This window comes from Frigoribacterium sp. MCBA15_019, assembly GCF_001864945.1.
Lineage (GTDB): Bacteria > Actinomycetota > Actinomycetes > Actinomycetales > Microbacteriaceae > Frigoribacterium.
The window spans coordinates 194575-212456 of sequence record NZ_MJGS01000001.1 but is presented as its reverse complement, the minus strand read 5'-3'; the positions used below and the strand labels follow the sequence as shown (position 1 = coordinate 212456).

Below are 17882 nucleotides of genomic sequence, written 5' to 3'. Positions count from 1 at the left end.
GCCGACCTCCCACCACCCCGAACGGATCATTCGCGCATGGCGACTACCAACGACATCAAGAACGGTGCCGTCCTCAACCTCGACGGTCAACTCTGGAACGTCATCGAGTTCCAGCACGTCAAGCCGGGCAAGGGTGGAGCGTTCGTCCGCACGAAGATGAAGAACGTGATGTCGGGCAAGGTCGTCGACAAGACGTTCAACGCCGGCACCAAGATCGACTTCGCCAACGTCGACCGTCGCGAGTACACGTACCTCTACGCCGAGGCCGACGGCTACGTGTTCATGGACACGAGCGACTACGACCAGATCAACGTGCCCGCCACAATCGTCGGCGACGCGAAGAACTTCATGCTCGAGAACCAGAACGTGCAGATGGCCCTGCACGACGGCGACCCGCTGTACATCGAGCTGCCCGCCTCGGTCATCCTCGAGGTCACCTACACCGAGCCCGGCCTCCAGGGCGACCGGTCGACCGGCGGCACGAAGCCCGCCACCGTCGAGACCGGCTACGAGATCCAGGTGCCGTTGTTCCTCGAGACCGGCACCAAGGTCAAGGTCGACACGCGCGACGGCGGCTACCTCGGCCGCGTCAACGACTAGTCGGTGAGCGCACGCACCAAGGCGCGCAAACGCGCCCTCGACGTCCTGTACGTCGCCGACATCCGTCAGATCAGCATGACGGACGCTCTGGTCGCCGAGACCCAACGGGCCCTCGACCAGCCCGAGCGTGGGTCCAGCTGGGGTTACGCCCGCGACATCGTCCAGGGTGTCATCGACCATCGGGACGAGATCGACGAACTGATCGAGACGTATTCGCAGGGTTGGACCCTCGCGCGCATGCCCACCCTCGACCGCGGAATCATCCGCATCGGCATCTGGGAGCTCCGCCACAACGACGAGATCCCCGACGCCGTGGCCATCAGCGAGGCCGTCGAACTCGCCCAGACGCTCAGCACCGACGACTCGGCCTCGTTCGTCAACGGACTGCTCGGCCGCATCGCGACCGCCGACTGACGGTCGAGGGCTGATCACCACCGACCGATCGTCACCGGTCGACTCCTCGGTCATGTGACGAACCGATAGGGTTGAGCCACCCACACCGACATCCTTTAAATTCCGTCCCGAGAGGCGGGGAAGGAGGTCCGATTGAGCACCCGTACCGTGCTGAGTCAGGCTGACATCGCGCGTGCCCTCACGCGCATCTCGCACGAGATCCTCGAGTCCAACAAGGGCGCCGACGACCTGGTCGTCCTGGGCATCCCGACGCGCGGCGTCGTGCTCGCCGACCGCCTCGCCGCGAGCCTCTCGTCCATCTCGGGCAGCACCGTGCCCGTCGGGTCGGTCGACGTGACGATGTATCGCGACGATCTCCGGCGGCAGCCCACCCGGTCGCCCCGCCCCACCTCGGTGCCCTCCGGCGGCATCGACGGCAAGACCGTCGTCCTCGTCGACGACGTCCTCTACTCGGGTCGGACCATCCGTGCCGCGCTGGACGCGCTGAGCTCGATCGGTCGGCCCCGGGCGGTCCGCCTCGCCGTCCTCGTCGATCGGGGGCATCGCGAGCTCCCGATCCGCGCGGACTTCGTGGGCAAGAACCTGCCCACCTCGACCGTCGAGCGCATCTTCGTGCGACTGCACGGCGTCGACGACGACGAACTCGTCGCCATCGACGACGGCACGACCGCAGGAGGCGCGGGTCCCGACCCCGCGCCCGTCACCACCCCGGGGGCGAACCGGTGAGGCACCTGCTCAGCACCGCCGATCTCTCGCGTGACGAGGCGATCCGCGTCCTCGACGTCGCGGAGGACATGGCCGACGTCGCCACCCGCGAGGTGCGCAAGCTTCCGACGCTCCGCGGCATCACGGTCGTCAACCTGTTCTACGAGGACAGCACTCGCACGCGCATCTCGTTCGAGGCCGCCGCCAAGCGTCTCAGTGCGGACGTCATCAACTTCGCGGCGAAGGGATCGAGCGTCTCGAAGGGCGAGTCCCTGAAGGACACGGCCCAGACCCTCGCCGCCATGGGGGCGGACGGCATCGTGATCCGCCATCCGTCGAGCGGTGCCCCACGCGTGCTCGCCGACAGCGGCTGGGTCGAGGCCGGCATCGTCAACGCGGGTGACGGCACCCACGAGCACCCCACTCAGGCGTTGCTCGACGCCTTCACGATCCGTCGTCGCGTCCACGGGGCGGCGAGCCGAGGGCGCGACCTCGACGGCGTCGAGGTGATGATCGTCGGCGACATCCTGCACTCCCGGGTCGCCCGGTCCAACGCGTGGCTGCTGCGGACGCTCGGTGCCCACGTGACGGTGGTCGCGCCTCCCACGTTGATCCCGGTGGACGTCAGCCGCTTCGGCGTCGACGTCCGCTACGACCTCGACGAGGCCCTGGCCGAGGTCCGACCGGACGTCGTCATGATGCTGCGCATCCAACAAGAGCGCATGAACGACGCGTTCTTCCCCAATCCGCGCGAGTACGCCCGGTCCTGGGGCCTGGGCGCGATGCGGTTCCGGTCGCTGCCCGAGTCGACGCTCGTCATGCACCCCGGCCCGATGAACCGCGGCCTCGAGATCAGCGACGAGGCCGCCGACTCGCCGCGCTCGACCGTCCGCGAGCAGGTCACCAACGGCGTGGCCGTCCGCATGGCCGTGCTCTACCTCACCCTCGCCGGCGACCGAGAGGACGCATCGTGACCACCACCCACCTCATCCGGGGCGCCGAGACCGTCGACGGCAGCCGGACGGACGTCGTCGTCCGCGACGGCGTCGTCGTCGAGCTCGGCACCGGTCTGACCGCCGCCGCCGCGACGGTCACCGACGCCGACGGCCTGCTCCTGCTGCCCGGCCTCGTCGACCTGCACACCCACCTGCGCGAGCCCGGGGGCGAGGGCAGCGAGACCGTGCTGACCGGCTCGCGCGCCGCGGCCGCCGGCGGGTACACCGCCGTCAACGCCATGGCGAACTCGTCGCCCGTGGCCGACACCGCGGGAGTCGTCGAACAGGTGCAGGCCCTGGGGGAGCGCGCCGGCTTCGTGACCGTCCGCCCGATCGGTGCCGTCAGCCAGGGGTTGAAGGGCACCCACCTCTCCGAGATCGGAGCCATGGCCCGCTCCCGTGCCGCCGTCCGGGTCTTCTCCGACGACGGGTCCTGCGTGGCCGACCCGCTGCTGATGCGTCGGGCCCTCGAGTACATCAAGGGCTTCGGGGGAGTCCTCGCCCAACACGCCCAGGAGCCCCGGCTCACCGAGGGCGCCCAGATGAACGAGGGCGCACTGTCGGCCGAGCTCGGCCTGGGCGGTTGGCCCGCGGTCGCCGAAGAGGCGATCATCGCCCGCGACGTGCTCCTCGCCGACCACGTCGGCGCCCGACTGCACGTCTGCCACGTCTCGACCGCGGGCAGCGTCGAGGTCATCCGCTGGGCCAAGTCGCGCGGCATCGAGGTCACGGCCGAGGTCACCCCGCACCACCTGCTGCTGACCGAGGACCTCGTGTCGGGCTACGACTCGCGCTACAAGGTCAATCCACCGCTGCGACGCTCGGAAGACGTCGACGCGCTGCGTGGCGCGCTGGCCGACGGCACGATCGACATCGTGGCCACCGACCACGCCCCGCACACCTCCGAGGCGAAGTGCTGCGAGTGGGACGCCGCCGCCAACGGCATGGTCGGTCTCGAATCCGCCCTCTCGGTCGTCCACCACACCATGGTCGACACGGGTCTGATCGGCTGGGCCGACGTGGCGCGGGTGATGTCGCTCACCCCGGCCGCCATCGGCCAGGTGACCGGGCACGGGCGTCCCCTCGCCGTGGGCGAGCCCGCCGAGCTCACGCTCTACGATCGAGAGGTGACCCGCACGTTCTCGACCGAGCACCTCGCGGGCAAGAGCCGCAACTCGCCCTACCTCGGACGCGTCCTGCCCGGTCAGGTGCGGGCGACCTTCCACCAGGGCTACGCGACCGTGGTCGACGGCCACGTCGTCGACAGCGAGGTCGTCGCCCACGCGGCCCGACTCGTCGACAGCGCCGCCGCCCTCGCCGCCACCGCGGGGACGTCCGCCCGATGAGCCAGTGGATCATCGCTGCCCTCATCCTCGTCGGCGTCGGGCTGCTGATCGGCCTGATGGCCCGGTCCTGGCGGGCCCGCGGGCGCCGTCAGTCCGACATCCCCGCCCCCGACCGGGCGCCCGACGACCTGTCGGACCCCGTCGTGGCGGTCGACGCCCTCTACGTCGCGACGTCACGAGGCGGCGACCCGCTCGACCGTGTCGTGGTCCACGGCCTCGGGTTCCGCGGGCGGGCGATCGTGTCCGTCCACGCCGAGGGCGTGCGCCTCGAGATCGCGGGCGAACCCGCCGTGCTGATCCGCGCCTCCTCGATGCGGGGCGTCGACCGCGCGACCTGGACCATCGACCGGGTCGTCGAGCGCGACGGCCTCGTGCTCGTCGGCTGGCGCCTCGGCGACGTCGACCTCGACACCTACCTGCGCTTCACCGACGACCCCACCCCCGTCGTCGCGGCGATCCGCACCCTCGTCCCCACGGCCCCCGGGGCCGGCACCACCAAGGAGAAGACCATTGACTGACGCCTCCACCACCGACAGGGCCGTGCTGGTCCTCGCCGACGGCACCCGGTACACGGGTCGCGCCTACGGCGCCGTCGGACGCACCCTCGGCGAGGTCGTCTTCGCGACCGGCATGACCGGCTACCAGGAGACCCTCACCGACCCCTCGTACGCCGGTCAGATCGTCGTCATGACCGCCCCGCACATCGGCAACACGGGCGTGAACGACACCGACCCCGAGTCGCGCCGCATCTGGGTCGCCGGGTACGTCGTCCGGGACGCGAGCCGCGTGGTCTCGAACCACCGCGCACAGGGCAGCCTCGACGACCAGCTCGTCGCCGACGGCATCGTCGGCATCCGCGGCATCGACACCCGCGCCGTGACCCGCCGTCTGCGCGAGGTGGGCTCGATGAAGGGCGGGGTCTTCAGCGGGCCCGACGCCGGACTCGACCCCGACGAGCAGCTCGCCCTCGTCACCGCCGGGGCCGACATGCGCGGCCTCAACCTGTCGAGTCAGGTGTCGACGGTCGAGCCGTACGTGCTGCAGGCCGAGGGCGACCGCATCGGATCCGTCGCCGTCCTCGACCTGGGCGTGAAGACCTCGACGCTGCGCTACCTCGCGCAGCGCGGCTTCGAGGTCCACGTGCTGCCGCAGTCCACGACCCTCGACGAGCTCCGCGCCCTCGCCCCCGACGCCCTCTTCTACTCGAACGGCCCCGGTGACCCGGCGGCGAGCGACTCGCAGGTCGAGCTGCTCCAGGGCGCCCTGCGCGACGGCCTGCCGTACTTCGGCATCTGCTTCGGCAACCAGCTGTTCGGCAGGGCCCTGGGCTTCGGCACGTACAAGCTGCCCTTCGGTCACCGCGGCATCAACCAGCCGGTGCTCGACAAGACGACGAACAAGGTCGAGATCACCAGCCAGAACCACGGGTTCGCGGTCGACGCGCCGATCGACGGCGTCCTCGACTCGCCGGCCGGCTTCGGCCGGGTGGAGGTGAGCCACTACAGCCTGAACGACCAGGTCGTCGAGGGCCTCCGTGCCCTCGACATCCCCGCGTTCTCGGTGCAATACCACCCCGAGGCCGCCGCGGGCCCCCACGACAGCAACCACCTCTTCGACCGCTTCCGCGAGGCGGTCGTCGCCCGCAAGAACGGCCAGGCCGTCGACTTCGGCTCCGACATCGAAAGCAGCAACTGATGCCCAAGCGTGACGACATCAACTCCGTCCTCGTGATCGGCTCCGGGCCGATCGTCATCGGCCAGGCGGCCGAGTTCGACTACTCGGGCACCCAGGCCTGCCGCGTGCTGCGCGAAGAGGGCGTCCGGGTCATCCTCGTGAACCCCAACCCGGCCACGATCATGACCGACCCCGACTTCGCCGACGCGACGTACATCGAACCCATCACGTCCGAGGTGCTCGAGGCGATCATCGTGAAGGAGCGCCCCGACGCGATCCTGCCGACCCTCGGCGGGCAGACGGCCCTGAACGCGGCGATCAAGCTCGACGAGGAGGGCATCCTCGCCAAGCACGGCGTCGAGCTGATCGGCGCGAAGGTCGAGGCCATCCAGAAGGGCGAGGACCGCCAGCTCTTCAAGAAGCTCGTGCTCGAGTCCGGTGCCGACGTCGCCAAGTCGCACATCGCCACGACCGTCGACCAGGCCGTCGAGTACGCCGAGGACCTCGGGTACCCCCTGGTCATCCGTCCCTCGTTCACCATGGGCGGGCTCGGGTCGGGCTTCGCCTACACCCGCGACGAACTCGTCCGCATGGTCACCGACGGCCTGCACCAGAGCCCCACCACCGAGGTCCTGCTCGAAGAGAGCATCCTCGGCTGGAAAGAGTACGAGCTCGAGATGATGCGCGACACGGCCGACAACACGGTCGTGGTCTGCTCGATCGAGAACGTCGACCCGGTCGGCGTCCACACCGGCGACTCGATCACCGTCGCACCGGCGCTCACCCTGACCGACCGCGAGTACCAGAACCTGCGCGACATCAGCATCGACATCATCCGTCGCGTCGGTGTCGACACGGGCGGCTGCAACATCCAGTTCGCGGTGGACCCCGCGGACGGCCGTGTCATCGTCATCGAGATGAACCCCCGCGTGTCGCGCTCCAGCGCCCTCGCGTCCAAGGCGACCGGCTTCCCGATCGCGAAGATCGCGGCGAAGCTGGCCCTCGGGTACCGTCTCGACGAGATCCCGAACGACATCACGAAGGTGACCCCCGCCTCCTTCGAACCGACGCTCGACTACGTCGTCGTCAAGGTGCCCCGGTTCGCGTTCGAGAAGTTCCCGGCGGCCGACACGACGTTGACCACGACGATGAAAAGCGTGGGCGAGGCGATGGCCCTCGGCCGCAACTTCACGCAGGCGCTGCAGAAGTCGCTCCGGTCGCTCGAGAAGCGCGGGTCGAGCTTCCACTGGCAGGGTGAGCCCGGAGACCAGGAGGCGCTGCTCGCGTTGTCGTCGACGCCCACCGACGGCCGCATCGTCACCATGCAGCAGGCCCTGCGGGCCGGTGCCACCGCCGAGCAGGTCTTCGACGCCACGAAGATCGACCCCTGGTTCATCGACCAGATCGTGTTGATCAACGAGGTCGCCGAGCAGGTCGCCTCGGCCGCCGAGCTCGACGCCGACACCCTCGTGCTGGCCAAGGACCACGGCTTCAGCGACGACCAGATCGGCCAGTTGCGCGGCCTCTCCGAGCAGCAGGTGCGCGATCACCGCCACGCCCTCGACGTGCGCCCCGTCTTCAAGACCGTCGACACCTGCGCGGGGGAGTTCCCCGCTCTGACGCCGTACCACTACTCGAGCTACGACACCGAGACCGAGGTCGTGGCCAGCGACCGCCGCAAGGTGATCATCCTCGGCTCGGGACCGAACCGCATCGGGCAGGGCGTCGAGTTCGACTACTCGTGCGTCCACGCGAGCTTCGCCCTGAGCGACGCCGGCTTCGAGACGATCATGATCAACTGCAACCCCGAGACGGTCTCGACCGACTACGACACGAGCGATCGGTTGTACTTCGAGCCGCTCACCCTCGAGGACGTCCTCGAGGTCGTCCACGCCGAGAGCGCCAGCGGTGAACTCGTCGGCGTCGTCGTGCAACTCGGCGGCCAGACGGCGCTCGGCCTGTCCAAGGGGCTCGAAGCGGCCGGCGTGCCCATCCTCGGCACGACACCCGACGCGATCGACTCGGCCGAAGAACGAGGCCTCTTCCAGGGCATCCTCGACGCCGCCGGTCTGCTCGCACCGCGCAACGGCACGGCGACCGACTACGACAGCGCGGTCGCCGTCGCCGAGGAGATCGGTTACCCGGTGCTGGTGCGGCCGTCGTACGTCCTCGGCGGCCGCGGCATGGAGATCGTCTACGACAGTCCTTCGCTCGCCGACTACTTCGAGCGGGTCGCGGACCAGGCCATCATCGGCCCCGAGGCGCCCTTGCTGGTCGACCGCTTCCTGGACGACGCCGTCGAGATCGACGTCGACGCGCTCTACGACGGCACCGAGCTCTACGTCGGCGGCATCATGGAGCACATCGAGGAGGCCGGCATCCACTCCGGCGACTCCAGCTGCACCCTGCCGCCCGTCACCCTCGGGAAGGGCGAGATCGACCGCGTCCGCGACGCGACCCTCGCCATCGCGAAGGGCATCGGCGTGTCCGGTCTGCTGAACGTGCAGTTCGCGATCGCGGCCGGAGTGCTCTACGTCATCGAGGCCAACCCGCGGGCGAGCCGGACGGTGCCCTTCGTCTCGAAGGCGTTGGGCATCCCGCTGGCCAAGGCGGCTTCGCTGATCATGGTCGGGCACAGCGTGCGAGACCTGGTGGAGGGCGGCCTGCTTCCCGAGCAGGACGGCTCGGACGTCCCGCTCGACTCGCCGATCTCGGTGAAGGAGGCCGTGCTGCCCTTCAAGCGGTTCCGCACGAAAGAGGGGCAGGTCGTCGACAGCGTCCTCAGCCCCGAGATGCGCTCGACCGGTGAGGTCATGGGCATCGACCGCGACTTCCCCCGGGCGTTCGCGAAGAGCCAGACGGCCGCCTACGGTGGACTGCCGACGTCGGGCACCGTCTTCGTGAGCGTCGCCGACCGCGACAAGCGGGCGATCGTCTTGCCGGTGCTGCGCCTCCAGCAACTCGGGTTCCGCATCCTGGCGACCGAGGGGACGGCCACCGTCCTCGTGCGCAACGGCATCCACGCGGACACCGTCGACAAGTTCAGCGACGGGGGCCACTCGGTCGTCGACCTGATCAACGCCGACGAGGTCGACATCGTGATCAACACCCCGAGCGGGTCGAGCGCCCGAGCCGACGGCTACGAGATCCGCGCGGCGACCGTGGCGGCCGACAAGGCCCTCTTCACGACCATCGCGCAGCTCGGAGCGGCAGTCGCCTCGATCGAGGCCGTGCAGAGCGACCTCGAGGTCACGAGCCTGCAGGACTACGGTCTCGCCCGGGCGGCCCGACGGTGAGCTCGTCGTTCGGCGACCGGCTCGCGGCGGCGTTCGCCGCGACCGGTCCGCTCTGCGTCGGCATCGACCCCCACCCCTATCTCCTGGACCAGTGGGGTCTCTCTGCCGACGCCTCGGGAGTGCGCGAGTTCGGCCTGCGCGTCGTCGACGGCCTGGTCGGCTCGGCCTCGATCGTCAAGCCGCAGGTCGCGTTCTTCGAGCGCTGGGGCTCTGCGGGGTTCGCAGCCCTCGAGGACGTCCTCGAGGCCGGACGCGAGCGGGGCCTGCTGCAGATCGGTGACGCCAAGCGGGGCGACATCGGCTCGACGATGGACGGCTACGGTGACGCCTGGTTCGACGAGTCGTCGCCGTTGCGGGTCGACGCGCTGACCGTCTCGCCCTATCTCGGCTTCGAGTCCATGACCGGGCTCGTGACGCGGGCACGGGCCGTCGGCTCAGGCGTGTTCGTGTTGGCCGCGACGTCCAACGTCGAGGCGTTGGCGACCCAGACGGCCGTGCGGACCGACGCCCACGGCGCGGAGGGGACCGTCGCGAGCGGTATCGTCGACGACGTGCTCCATGACAACCAGACGGCGGGCGACGCCCCGTTCGGCAGCGTCGGCCTCGTGCTCGGCGCGACCGTCGACCTCGACGACTACGGCATCGACGCCGCCCGGCTGACGACGACGCCGGTGCTCGCCCCGGGGTTCGGCCACCAGGGCGCGTCCTATGCCGACCTCCCCCGACTCTTCGGCCCTGCCGCCGGCGCCGTGCTGGTCTCCGCCTCCCGTGCCCTCCTCTCGGCGGGTCCGGCGGGGTTCGCCGACGCGGTCCGTCGTGATGCCGACGAGGTGCGTTCGTGCCTCGTCTGACCCCGCCCCCCGTCGACCGTGCCGCGGCGGCCCGCGCCGCCGTGGCCGCACGACGTGGTCGCGCCGCCGTGAAGAACGCCGTCGCCTCGCGGACCCGGAGCGCCCTCGACGTCGCCGAGGCCGCCTGGGCCGGCGAACCCACGAGCCCCGAGGGGTCGCTCAGGGTCCGTGAGCTGCTCACGAGCATCCCGGGGATCGGCCCGACCCGCGTCGCCCGCATCATGACCGAACTCGGCATCGCCGAGTCGAAACGGGTCGGCGGGCTCGGGGTCAGGCAACGCCGCATCCTCGGCGACTGGCTCGCCGTCCGCGAGGCCAAGGGGCGCCTCCGGTCCCGGTTGGTCGTCCTGGCCGGTCCCACGGCCGTGGGCAAGGGCACCGTCTCGACGTACATCCGCGAGAACTATCCCGACGTGCACCTCAGCGTGTCCGCGACGACCCGTGCCCCGCGACCCGGCGAGGTCGACGGGGTCCACTACTACTTCGTGGACGACGCCGAGTTCGACCGCATGATCCGTGACCGCGAACTGCTCGAGTACGCCACGGTCCACAACTCCTACCGCTACGGCACGCCTCGCCCCCCACTGGACGCGGCGTTGAACGAGGGGCGCAGCGTGCTGCTCGAGATCGACCTGCAGGGCGCCCGACTCGTCCGGGCCGCGATGCCCGAGGCCGTGCTCGTCTTTCTGCTGCCCCCGACCTGGGACGAACTGGTTCGTCGACTCATCGGTCGAGGCACCGAGGACGCCGCCGAACAGCAGCGTCGACTCGAGACGGCGAAGGTCGAGCTGGCCGCCCAGGACGAGTTCGACGCGCGTGTCGTGAACCACGACGTGGCCGAAGCGGCCCGTGAGGTCGTAGAATTGATGACTGCGCCCGAACCGGGCCGCACCCGCGCGTGACCCGCGCCCCGATCTTGGTGCCCACGCTCGTCCCGAGCGGTGTCGGCACCGACCCCCATCGACACGAGGAGCAACCAATGGCCGACAAGAACCAGGGCATCATCGATCCCCCCATCGACGAGCTGCTGTCGAAGGTCGAGTCGAAGTACGCACTCGTCATCTTCGCCTCCAAGCGCGCCCGTCAGATCAACGACTACTACGCCGACCTGCACGAGGGCAGCCTCTTCGACAACGTCGGCCCCCTCGTCGACAGCTCGATCGACGACAAGCCCCTGTCGGTCGCCATGCACGAGATCAACGAGGACAAGCTCGAGGTGAAGCCGCTCGCGGCTCCCGCCGAGTAGCGCGGCGACACGACCAGCCTCTCTGACGGTGGTCGGTCCTATCATCTGACGAGGCCCCCGGGAGTCCATCCCGCGGGGCCTCATCGCGTCCGCACCCCGATCGACACCCAGAGGAACACCGTGAGCCTGACCGACACGACGACCGACCCCGCCACGACCGCATCGACCTCCCTGCGACTGTTCACGTCCGAGTCGGTCACCGAGGGCCACCCCGACAAGATCTGCGACCAGATCTCGGACGGCATCCTCGACGCGCTGCTCGCGGTCGACCCCGCCAGCAGGGTCGCGGTCGAGACGATGGTCACCACGGGGCTCGTGCACGTCGCCGGCGAGGTCACCACCAAGGGCTACGTCGACATCCCGACGATCGTGCGCGACCTCATCGTGGGCATCGGCTACGACTCGTCCGCCGTGAGCTTCGACGGGCGCACCTGCGGCGTCGAGGTCTCGATCGGGTCGCAGTCTCCCGACATCGCCCAGGGCGTCGACACCGCCCTGGAGGCGCGTGGCGGCGACGACGATCTGCTCAACCGTCAGGGTGCGGGCGACCAAGGCATCATGTTCGGCTACGCCACCAACGAGACGCCCCAGTTCATGCCGCTTCCGGTCTGGCTCGCCCACCGGCTGGCCGAGCGTCTCGCGGCCGTGCGCAAGTCGGGCACCCTCGACTACCTCCGGCCCGACGGCAAGACCCAGGTGACGGTCGGTTACGACGGGGTCGTGCCCAAGACGGTCGACACGGTCGTCCTGTCGACCCAGCACTCACCCGCGGTCTCGAGCGAACAGCTCGAGTCCGACGTCATCGAGCACGTCATCCGCCCCGTCCTCGACGAGGCCGGGCTCTCGTCCGCCGACACGCGGTTCATCATCAACCCGACCGGCAGGTTCGAGATCGGGGGCCCACAAGGGGACGCCGGCCTCACCGGTCGCAAGATCATCGTCGACACCTACGGCGGCGCGAGCCGTCACGGCGGTGGTGCGTTCTCGGGCAAGGACCCCTCGAAGGTCGATCGCTCCGCCGCTTACGCCATGCGCTGGGTGGCCAAGAACGCCGTCGCCGCGGGCCTCGCCGACCGGCTCGAACTCCAGGTGGCCTACGCGATCGGGCGGGCCGCACCCGTCGGCCTCTACGTCGAGACCTTCGGCACGGGGCACGTCGGCGACGACGTGATCACGGCCGCCATCGAGACGGTGTTTGACCTCCGCCCGGCGGCGATCATCCGCGACCTCGACCTGCTCCGGCCGATCTACTCGGCGACGTCGACCTACGGCCACTTCGGTCGCGACCTGCCCGACTTCACCTGGGAGGCGCTCGACCGCGTCGACGCCCTCCGGGCCGCCGCCGGGCTTTGATCGTGGCGGGGGTCGCCGATGCGCTCGTCGAGGGCGGCCCGCGCGTCGTCCGGGTGATGGTCGAATCGCCCCTGCCGCAGCTCGACCGGTTGTTCGACTACGCCGTGCCCGAGCGGCTGCGCGACCAGATCGCCCCGGGCATCCGCGTCAAGGTCCCCCTCCGCTCGGCCGGACGCATCGCCGACGGATTCGTCGTCGAGGTCGCGTCGTCGTCCGAGCACGGCGGTGACCTCTCCGAGATCGAGGACGTCGTGTCGGCCGTGTCGGTCCTGGCACCCGAGGTGTGGCGCCTGGCGCGTGCCGTGGCCGACCGGGCCGGCGGATCGGCCAGCGACGTCGTGAGGCTCGCGGTCCCTCCGCGTCAGGTCCGGGTCGAGAAGGCGTACCTGGCCGCCGCCGAGAACCCGTCCTCGCCGTCACCGGAACCCGCCGACCCCACGCGGCCACCCGCGGACGCCACGCCCCCACCCGCGGACGCCGCGCCGCCCGTCGGGGACCACGATCCCGTCCCGGTCGTCGTGGGTTACCGGTCGGCCGACCTCGCCGGGCTCGTCGCTGCCCGTGGTCGCGCAGCGGTCGACGCCGTGCCCTTGCTGGTCGAGTTGCCCGACGGAGCCTGGGTGGGTCACTGGGCGCTGACGGCCGCCCAGCTCGCCGCGGTCGCCGTCGCCGCAGGCGAGAACGCCGTGGTCGCCGTCCCCGACTACCGTGACGAAGAGCACGTCCTCCAGGCCCTCACGGCCGTCCTCCCGCCCGACCGCGTCGTGCGGCTCGACTCCCGGCAGTCCAACGCCGACCGGTACCGTGCGCTGCTCCGTGCCCGGGGCGACGAGCCCGTGGTCGTGGTCGGCAACCGCTCCGTCCTGCTCGCGCCCTCGGCCAGGCTCGGGGTCGTCGTGGTGTTCGACGACGGCGACCCGTCCTTCGGCGAGCCGCTCGCCCCCTACGTGCACGCCCGTGACACCGCTCTGCTCCGACAGGCCCAGCAAGACACCGCCCTGGTGTTCCTCGGCCACTCCCGCAGCACCGACGTCCAGCGCCTCGTCGAGATCGGCTTCCTGGCCGAGGTGCGCCCGGACCCGCGCTACCAGCCCCGGGTCGTGCCGACCGTGCGTCAGGCGGCCACGGACGGCTTCGCGGCGCAGGCCCGCATCCCCTCCTCGGCCTACGCCGAGGCCCGGGCCGCGGTCGAGCACGGACCGGTGCTGATCCAGGTCGCCTCGCCGGGTTACTCGCCTCGTCTGGCCTGCGTCGACTGCGGTGACACGGCGCGCTGCCTGCGCTGCAACGGCCCGCTCCAGCAGCGCGAGCGCGGGGCGACCCCGGCCTGCGCCTGGTGCGGCGCCCTGGCCGTCTCGTGGCACTGCCGCACCTGTGAAGGCACGCGCATGAGGGCCGTCGGCACCGGTGCCTCGCGGACGGCCGACGAGCTCGGCAAGGCGTTCCCCGGGGTCCGCATCATCGTGTCGGACGGCACCCGGGCCCTGACCCACGTCGACGCCGACCCGGCCATCGTCGTCGCGACCCGCGGGGCCGAGCCGGTCGCCCCGGGTGGCTACCGGGCCGTCCTGCTGCTCGACGGCGAACGCATGCTCGCGCGCGAGAGCCTCCGCGTCGCCGAGGACTGCCTCCGCTGGTGGGCCAACGCCACGGCCCTGGCCGCACGACGGGCCCCGGTCGTGCTGGTCGGGGTGGGCGGCGCCATCGCCTCCGCCCTCGCCACCTGGGAGCTCGCCCGGTTCGTCTCCGCCGAGCTCGCCGATCGCCGCGTCCTGCGCTTCCCGCCGGCCGTCCGCGTGGCCACCGTGACCGGCACGGTCGACACCGTCGCGCGTGCGCTCGACGACCTGCCCGACGAGGTCCGTTCCGAGACCCTCGGCCCGGTGGACGTCGAGTCCGCCGGGGTCCGCGCGATCGTCCGCTTCGACTACTGGCGGGGCCACGACGTGGCCCAGGCCCTCCGCTCCCAGGTCATCCGTGCGGCGACGGACCGACGCAAGGCGCTCGGTCAGAAGCGCGCACGCGCCGTCCCTACACTCAGAGTGCGGTTCGACGACGTCGAGCCGTTCGCCGACTGACCCGCCAGGAACCCCATGCGCCTCGTCTTCGCCGGCAGCCCCGCCGCTGCCGTGCCCTCGCTCACCGCCCTCGCCGACGGCCCTCACGAGGTCGTCGCCGTGCTGACCCGCGACGACACCCCCCAGGGACGCCGACGCGTCCTGACCCCGACGCCCGTCGCCGTCGAGGCCGACCGCCTCGGTCTCCGCGTCGTGAAGGCCCGACACATCACACCCGAGGTCACGGCCGAGCTCTCGGCGCTCGATCCCGACCTCGGAATCGTCGTGGCCTACGGCGCCCTGCTGCGTGAGCCCCTGCTCGGTGCGCCCCGCCTCGGCTGGGTCAACCTGCACTTCTCCCTGCTGCCCGCCTGGCGCGGTGCGGCCCCCGTCCAGCGGTCGCTCATGGCGGGCGACGTCGTCACGGGCGCGGCGGTGTTCCAGCTCGTCCCCGAGCTAGACGCGGGCGACGTCTACGGCACCCTCGAACGCCGTCTCGACGGCACCGAGACCGCGGGGGTGCTCCTCGCCGAACTCGCGCAGTCAGGGTCCGACCTGCTGGTCGACGTCGTCGCCCGCCTCGCCGACGGCACGGCCGTGTCGACGGCCCAGACCGGCGAGGTCACGCTCGCCCCCAAGCTGACCCTTGCCGACGGCGTCCTCGACGTCTCGCGTCCGGCGGCCGAGCTGATCGACCGTTTCCGCGGCGTGACGCCCGAGCCCGGTGCGCGCGTCGACCTCGACGGCACGGTCCTCAAGATCACGGAGGCGCGGGTGACGTCGGTCGACGAGCCACCTCTCGAGGCCGGTCGCCTCGAGTCCCGGGGCCGCCGTGTGCTGATGGGCACCGCCTCCTCGCCCGTCGAGCTCGTCCGGGTGCAACCGGCGGGCAAGAAAGAGATGTCGGCGGCCGACTGGTGGCGAGGGCTGCCCGGCGGGGTCGAGCGCCGCGTGACCCCGCCCACCGCGGCCGCCCGGGCCGACACCGACACCTCCACCGACACGGAGAGCGCCTCATGAGCCGAGTCCAGCCCGCCCGCCAGGTCGCCCTCGACGTCCTCCGGGCCGTCGAGCAGGACGACGCCTACGCGAACCTCCTGCTGCCGCAACGCATCGTCCGGGCCCGTCTCGGAGCACAGGACGCGGGGCTCGCGACCGAACTCACCTACGGCACCCTGCGCCTCCGGGGCTACTACGACCGCGTGATCGCGCTGGCCGCCCGCCGAGGCACCGACGCGATCGACCCGGCGCTCCTCGACGTCCTCAGGCTCGGCACGCACCAGCTGCTCTCGACGCGGGTGGCGGTCCATGCAGCCGTCGACGAGAGCGTCGAGCTCGCGCGTCAGGTGGGCAGCCGGTCGGGCACGGGCTTCGTGAACGGGGTGCTCCGCACCATCTCCCGGTCGACGCCCGACGAGTGGCGCGATCGCGTCCTGGCCGGCACGACCGGTGACGACGACCGTCTGGCGGCGGAGTGGTCGCACCCCGCCTGGGTGGTGCGGGCGTTCCGTCGCTCACTGGCCGCCGAGGGCCGCGAGGGCGAACTCGTCGACCTGCTGTCGGCCGACAACGACGCCCCGAAGGTCAGCCTCGTCGCGCTGCCCGGGCTCGCCGAGGTCTCCGAGCTCGGTGCCCCGAGCGGGCGCCTCTCGCCGCTCGCCGCGACGAGCGGCGGGGGAGACCCGGCCCAACAGACGGCCGTCCGCGAGGGGCGCGCCCGCGTGCAGGACGAAGGTTCACAGCTCGCGGCACTGCTGCTCAGCCGCCACCGGCCCGCCGAGCCCGGAGAACGCTGGCTCGACATGTGCGCGGGCCCCGGCGGCAAGGCCGCCCTGCTGGGCGCCGAGGCGGCCCGGGCAGGCGCCCACCTCGTCGCCAACGAGCTCGTCCCGGCCCGGGCGGGTCTCGTCCGACAGGCCCTCGAGGCCGTCCCCGGCGACGTCGAGGTGCTCGAGGGTGATGCCACCCGCTTCGGGGCGGAACAGCCCGGAGGCTTCGACCGCATCCTGCTCGACGCGCCCTGCACCGGCCTCGGGGCCCTGCGGCGGCGGCCCGAGGCCCGGTGGCGCAAGCAGCCGGCCGACGTCGGACAGCTCACGGCCCTGCAGTCGCGCCTGTTCGCCAGCGCACTGGACGCGCTCGCGCCCGGGGGAGTCCTCGCGTACGTGACCTGCTCGCCGCACACGGCCGAGACCCGCGGAGTCGTCGAGGCGGGGCTCCGGGGCCGCGACGACGACCTCGTGCTGCTCGACGCGACGGCGGGCGTGGAGCGCATCGCCGGCCGGTCCGTCGACCTGGCGTCGGCACCGTTCGTCCAGCTCTGGCCGCACCGCCACGGCACGGACGCCATGTTCGTCGCCCTGATCGAGAAACGCGCCGGACGGTAAGCTCGTCCCGTGTCGATCCGCATCAGCCCCAGCATCCTCTCGGCCGACTTCGCCAACCTCGAGCGCGACCTGCAGCGCATCTCGACCGCCGACCTCGTGCACGTCGACGTCATGGACGGCCACTTCGTGCCCAACCTGACCCTCGGGCTGCCCGTCGTGCAGCGTCTCGGCGAGGTCAGCCCGGTGCCGCTCGACCTGCACCTCATGATCGACGACGCCGACCGCTGGGCGCCCCGGTACGCCGAGACGGGCGCCTTCTCGGTGACCTTCTCCGCCGAGGCCGCGGCCGACCCCGTGTCGACGGCGCGCGCCATCCGCAGCAACGGGGCCCGCGCCTCCGTCGCGGTCAAGCCGGGCACCGACCTCGAGCCCTACCTCCAGACCCTCGACGCGTACGACATGATCCTCGTCATGACCGTCGAGCCGGGCTTCGGCGGGCAGTCCTTCATGTCCGAGACGATGACCAAACTGGCGCGCGCCCGCGACGCCGTGCGCGCCTCCGGGCTCGACGTCTGGCTCGAGGTCGACGGCGGCATCACGACCGAGACGATCGTCACCGCCGTCGAGAACGGTGCCGACACGGTCGTCGCCGGGTCCGCCGTCTACGGTGGGTCGCCCGTCGACAACATCGCTGCACTCCGGGCGGCCGCCGCGACGGTAGCCTTGACGTCGTGAAATCCTTCGACGACCTGTACCTCGAGCTCAGCGACAAGGCCCGCGACCGGCCCGAGGGGTCGGGCACCGTCGCCGAACTCGACGCCGGCGTGCACCAGATCGGCAAGAAGATCGTCGAAGAGGCCGCCGAGGTCTGGATGGCCGCCGAGTACGAGGGCGACGTCGCGACCGCCGAAGAGATCTCCCAGCTGCTCTACCACCTGCAGGTCATGATGATCGCCAAGGGCATCACCCCGGCCGACGTCTACCGACATCTCTGAATCGGCCTCCGTCACCCCCGTTC

Annotated in this window: 17 protein-coding genes; all 17 read left to right on the top strand. The window is 71.3% G+C overall.

From position 1 onward, the window contains the following. Positions 1-36: 36 nt before the first annotated feature. The 17 genes from efp (at position 37) to BIV04_RS00910 (ending at position 17859) form a co-directional block, all read left to right on the top strand. Positions 37-600 (top strand): elongation factor P, encoded by a 564-nt coding sequence (gene efp / locus BIV04_RS00990; protein ID WP_043592746.1) that lies wholly within the window; start codon positions 37-39, stop codon positions 598-600. Between the two features lie 3 nt (positions 601-603). Beyond that, on the top strand, positions 604-1014 hold the full coding sequence (nusB, locus tag BIV04_RS00985) for a transcription antitermination factor NusB (RefSeq protein WP_043592748.1): 411 nt from the start codon (positions 604-606) through the stop codon (positions 1012-1014). A gap of 132 nt (positions 1015-1146) precedes the next feature. Further along, positions 1147-1740: a bifunctional pyr operon transcriptional regulator/uracil phosphoribosyltransferase PyrR gene (pyrR, locus tag BIV04_RS00980; protein WP_083396035.1), complete on the top strand. Its 594-nt coding sequence runs from the start codon at positions 1147-1149 to the stop codon at positions 1738-1740. After that, positions 1737-2693, top strand: coding sequence for an aspartate carbamoyltransferase catalytic subunit (locus BIV04_RS00975; protein ID WP_071253403.1), 957 nt, complete (start codon positions 1737-1739; stop codon positions 2691-2693). Before pyrR ends, BIV04_RS00975 begins: the two co-directional genes overlap by 4 nt. Beyond that, positions 2690-4060 (top strand): dihydroorotase, encoded by a 1371-nt coding sequence (locus BIV04_RS00970; protein WP_071253401.1) that lies wholly within the window; start codon positions 2690-2692, stop codon positions 4058-4060. The genes BIV04_RS00975 and BIV04_RS00970 overlap by 4 nt, the downstream gene beginning before the upstream one ends. Continuing rightward, the gene (locus BIV04_RS00965; protein WP_071253399.1) at positions 4057-4578 is read left to right on the top strand and encodes a hypothetical protein; all 522 of its coding nucleotides are present in this window, start codon (positions 4057-4059) and stop codon (positions 4576-4578) included. The genes BIV04_RS00970 and BIV04_RS00965 overlap by 4 nt, the downstream gene beginning before the upstream one ends. Further along, on the top strand, positions 4571-5755 hold the full coding sequence (carA, locus tag BIV04_RS00960) for a glutamine-hydrolyzing carbamoyl-phosphate synthase small subunit (protein ID WP_071253397.1): 1185 nt from the start codon (positions 4571-4573) through the stop codon (positions 5753-5755). The genes BIV04_RS00965 and carA overlap by 8 nt, the downstream gene beginning before the upstream one ends. Next, on the top strand, positions 5755-9030 hold the full coding sequence (gene carB, locus BIV04_RS00955; protein ID WP_071253395.1) for a carbamoyl-phosphate synthase large subunit: 3276 nt from the start codon (positions 5755-5757) through the stop codon (positions 9028-9030). Before carA ends, carB begins: the two co-directional genes overlap by 1 nt. Continuing rightward, a complete protein-coding gene (pyrF, locus tag BIV04_RS00950; RefSeq protein ID WP_071253393.1) occupies positions 9027-9881 on the top strand; it encodes an orotidine-5'-phosphate decarboxylase in 855 nt (284 codons plus the stop codon). Before carB ends, pyrF begins: the two co-directional genes overlap by 4 nt. Continuing rightward, entirely contained in the window at positions 9869-10783 is a 915-nt protein-coding gene (gene gmk / locus BIV04_RS00945) for a guanylate kinase (RefSeq protein ID WP_055972721.1), read from the top strand. Before pyrF ends, gmk begins: the two co-directional genes overlap by 13 nt. 77 nt (positions 10784-10860) lie before the next feature. Further along, entirely contained in the window at positions 10861-11127 is a 267-nt protein-coding gene (gene rpoZ / locus BIV04_RS00940) for a DNA-directed RNA polymerase subunit omega (RefSeq protein WP_043592764.1), read from the top strand. 126 nt (positions 11128-11253) lie between these two features. Further along, entirely contained in the window at positions 11254-12480 is a 1227-nt protein-coding gene (metK, locus tag BIV04_RS00935; RefSeq protein ID WP_043592879.1) for a methionine adenosyltransferase, read from the top strand. Positions 12481-12482: 2 nt separating this feature from the next. Next, a complete protein-coding gene (locus BIV04_RS00930; protein WP_255364099.1) occupies positions 12483-14558 on the top strand; it encodes a primosomal protein N' in 2076 nt (691 codons plus the stop codon). A 15-nt stretch (positions 14559-14573) separates the two neighbouring features. After that, positions 14574-15557: a methionyl-tRNA formyltransferase gene (gene fmt, locus BIV04_RS00925; RefSeq protein ID WP_071253391.1), complete on the top strand. Its 984-nt coding sequence runs from the start codon at positions 14574-14576 to the stop codon at positions 15555-15557. Then, positions 15554-16924 carry an RsmB/NOP family class I SAM-dependent RNA methyltransferase gene (locus BIV04_RS00920; RefSeq protein ID WP_071253389.1) on the top strand — a complete coding sequence of 457 codons (1371 nt, stop codon included), beginning with the start codon at positions 15554-15556 and terminating at the stop codon, positions 16922-16924. Before fmt ends, BIV04_RS00920 begins: the two co-directional genes overlap by 4 nt. Before the next feature lie 9 nt (positions 16925-16933). Continuing rightward, positions 16934-17599: a ribulose-phosphate 3-epimerase gene (rpe, locus tag BIV04_RS00915; RefSeq protein WP_071253387.1), complete on the top strand. Its 666-nt coding sequence runs from the start codon at positions 16934-16936 to the stop codon at positions 17597-17599. Then, positions 17596-17859, top strand: a complete 264-nt coding sequence (locus BIV04_RS00910; RefSeq protein ID WP_043592769.1) for a phosphoribosyl-ATP diphosphatase — start codon at positions 17596-17598, stop codon at positions 17857-17859. The genes rpe and BIV04_RS00910 overlap by 4 nt, the downstream gene beginning before the upstream one ends. Positions 17860-17882 lie beyond the last annotated feature (23 nt).

What these genes read in the sequence shown, in the direction of transcription:
- efp (WP_043592746.1), top strand. Translation starts at nt 37, where the DNA reads ATGGCGACTACCAACGACATCAAGAACGGTGCCGTCCTCAACCTCGAC.
- rpoZ (WP_043592764.1), top strand. Translation starts at nt 10,861, where the DNA reads ATGGCCGACAAGAACCAGGGCATCATCGATCCCCCCATCGACGAGCTG.
- carB (WP_071253395.1), top strand. Translation starts at nt 5,755, where the DNA reads ATGCCCAAGCGTGACGACATCAACTCCGTCCTCGTGATCGGCTCCGGG.
- BIV04_RS00965 (WP_071253399.1), top strand. Translation starts at nt 4,057, where the DNA reads ATGAGCCAGTGGATCATCGCTGCCCTCATCCTCGTCGGCGTCGGGCTG.
- fmt (WP_071253391.1), top strand. Translation starts at nt 14,574, where the DNA reads ATGCGCCTCGTCTTCGCCGGCAGCCCCGCCGCTGCCGTGCCCTCGCTC.
- BIV04_RS00920 (WP_071253389.1), top strand. Translation starts at nt 15,554, where the DNA reads ATGAGCCGAGTCCAGCCCGCCCGCCAGGTCGCCCTCGACGTCCTCCGG.